This window comes from Tahibacter aquaticus (assembly GCF_004363655.1).
GTDB classification, from domain to species: Bacteria; Pseudomonadota; Gammaproteobacteria; order Xanthomonadales; family Rhodanobacteraceae; genus Tahibacter; species Tahibacter aquaticus.
Map to the genome: position 1 here is coordinate 1 of NZ_SNZH01000052.1, position 2616 is coordinate 2616.

Annotated in this window: 3 protein-coding genes; all 3 read right to left on the reverse strand. The window is 54.0% G+C overall.

Annotation, left to right across the window (positions count from 1 at the left end):
* Positions 1 to 637: 637 nt before the first annotated feature.
* Positions 638 to 775, reverse strand: a complete 138-nt coding sequence (locus tag DFR29_RS29555; RefSeq protein WP_166654425.1) for a hypothetical protein — start codon at positions 773 to 775, stop codon at positions 638 to 640.
* A gap of 35 nt (positions 776 to 810) precedes the next feature.
* On the reverse strand, positions 811 to 1146 hold the full coding sequence (locus DFR29_RS28705) for a ribonuclease E inhibitor RraB (protein WP_133822066.1): 336 nt from the start codon (positions 1144 to 1146) through the stop codon (positions 811 to 813).
* A gap of 799 nt (positions 1147 to 1945) precedes the next feature.
* Positions 1946 to 2616, reverse strand: a 671-nt coding sequence (locus tag DFR29_RS28710) for an IS5 family transposase (protein ID WP_133822067.1), incomplete at its 5' end; no start/stop codon positions are given.

Genomic DNA, 2616 nt, shown 5'->3' on the forward strand with positions numbered 1-2616 from the left:
GGCGGATGCCGGACGAAAGCAAGGTGGATGGATGCCCATCCGAAGGGCTTCGCCAAGCGGAACGACTGCCCAGCCGGTTTCGGATTGAAGCCTCGCGCCTTCAGCAGCGTGCCCATAGCAGTCAGAAGGAGTTTCTCTACAATTCTCGGCATGTGGTATCAAGTCGGTTGTCTTAAGCGGTTCAAGATGTCTTTGAGTGCCTTCTTTGGGCCAACCGCCATACCTGCGAGTTTCACCCCGATCGTGGCCGCCTCAACGCATTTGTCGCGATTTCCCAAACGCTCATGCATACAGGCAAGAAGAAGAAGAAGGCAAGCTCTGACCTTTGTTATTGAGGCCAAGAGACCAGGATTTCTGCTTTCGATACTCTTTCCATCTATTGCGGCAATCGGTCCGTCGAGTCGATATAAATCAAAGGTCGGGAAGGCTCGGCGACGCATAGGATCAGCAATTTGGCCGACGCTTGAAGCGGCAATCGGCCACCACTGATCTTTGACTGTATCTTGGTCCGTCAGGCGAAGCTCTAATTCGCAATCGGGAACCTCAATCTGGTCGACATTGAGCGGCGCTTCAGTGCTTTCGGCAAGAAAGAGTAGTGAATTCCGAGATTCACGCAGAAGGTTGCTTCGGTGCTGTGCTACTGAAGTTGAATTACGTTTAGCTCATCACCCTTGCGACGGTTCCAAATTCCGGCGGCTATGCGCCGAAAACCTGCAATCGTCAAGGCTTCGCTCATCGCCGCATCTTCGACTCGCTTCAAGTCATCGAAGCCCATCTTTACAGTTCACTCCACGATGGGGTGATAGCCAGCTACTGAAGTCTTGGCGGATTTCCATCACGATCTGGCATCTCAGCCTCCCATCCGTCGTACTCGCCGCCTACCGAGTCCATCATTTCCTCCAAAGATTGGCGCACTGATGCTATGAGTTCCTCGGTTGGTACGGCATTGTGCTTGGCGAGAACGAGCCAGTTCTCGCAATCGGCTCCAAGGCGTTCTTCTACTTGGAAGCCACGCTGCTTCAAGTCTTTCGATATCTGGTTGGCAACCTCATTACTTGGCACGTAGAGATAGTGAAGAATGACATGAACTTCATCGCCACTAGATACCGCATTGATCTCGCGGATAGCCTGCTTGTCGTCATTCATGGATCACGTCCGTAGTTTATCGGATTCCAGCGCTCGGCAATTCGCTGAATTAGGAACTCGTGATTCCAGATCGAAGCAACAGGTAGCCGGAGCTCTCCCTCTGATAGCTTTTCCTTTACGACTTCGCGAGCCCCTTCCTCAATGATCCATGTTTCTACCTGCGTTCCGGACCTTCGGCCTGCTCGGCGTAGGCGCGTTGGAACAGGTGGAGGGGGTAAGTGCGAAACCACGTCAACAAGCCCTTGGCTCGCTGCCGCTGAGGCTGGATAGAAGGTCACATATCCATCAGCGAAATTTTCGCTGGTCAAAGATGTCTCTCGCTCGTGGAATCCTGGAATGACCAATATCGCATCTCCATATTCCGGATGTTTTCCGATGTATTGTACGTATGCAAATCGGCTGCCGGCCTGCAACTCTAAAACATCTCCAGCTCTAATTTTCGCGCGTTTTATCGCCATTGAGAGAGGGCCTCGAAACAGGTGGGAGATCAGATTTCTTTAGCCAACTTGAGCGAGTTTTTGTCGGAAAAAGTTCTGCATGAAGCGTGTAGTAGACGCAGCGCGGGTGGCCTACTCATTGGCCACCCGCGAATACTCATTTAGCGTGGTGCTATTATTCCGGCCGATTGTAGCAGCTCGTAGCCTCGGGCCAGCTTGCTGTTGTAGTTGGGATTTAGGGAACCTCTGAATAAGCCCGAGAAGCACCGCGCCAGAAGGTAGTTTCGTCGTCGAAGGTGGGCGTTTGGATGCGTGTTTGAGCGAAAACACCAGAAAAGGCCGCGATCGGGGCCTTTTCCTCCTCAGAATGCGGCTTGCGGACGCAACTCACCTGTCATTGCCAGCAATCGCTTTCGCGCCATCCACAAATTGGACAACGCGAACAGTGTGATTACCTGAGCCGTGTTCTTCGCCAGTCCCTTGAAACGCGTCTTCACATAGCCGAACTGGCATTTCACCACGCGGAACGGATGCTCGACGCGGGCTCGAATACTTGCCTTACGCTTTTCTGCTTTCTGAATTGCCTGCTTTTCTCGGCCGTCCGGCATCGCTTTGACCACGCCACGCTTGCGCGCAATCTGCCAGTCCAGTCCCTTGCGTGCGGCGCTCTTGTCCGCACCGGTGTAGCCCGCATCCGCATACACCACACGTTCCTTGCCGTGGAGCAGGTACTCCGCTTCCGTCACGTCAGCTTCGTTCGCCGCTGTCGTCGTCACCGTGTGCACAAGGCCCGAATCAACGTCTACGCCGATGTGAGCCTTCATGCCGAAGTACCACTGCTCACCTTTCTTCGTCTGATGCATCTCCGGATCGCGCTCGCCCTCGACATTCTTCGAGCTCGGCGCTGCAATGATCGTCGCGTCCACGATCGTTCCTCGCTTGAGCATCAATCCCTTCCGCGACAAATGCCCATTTACCCGCGCCAGAATCTCTCCTGCCAGCTCATACCTCTCCAGCAACCGGCGGAAGTTCA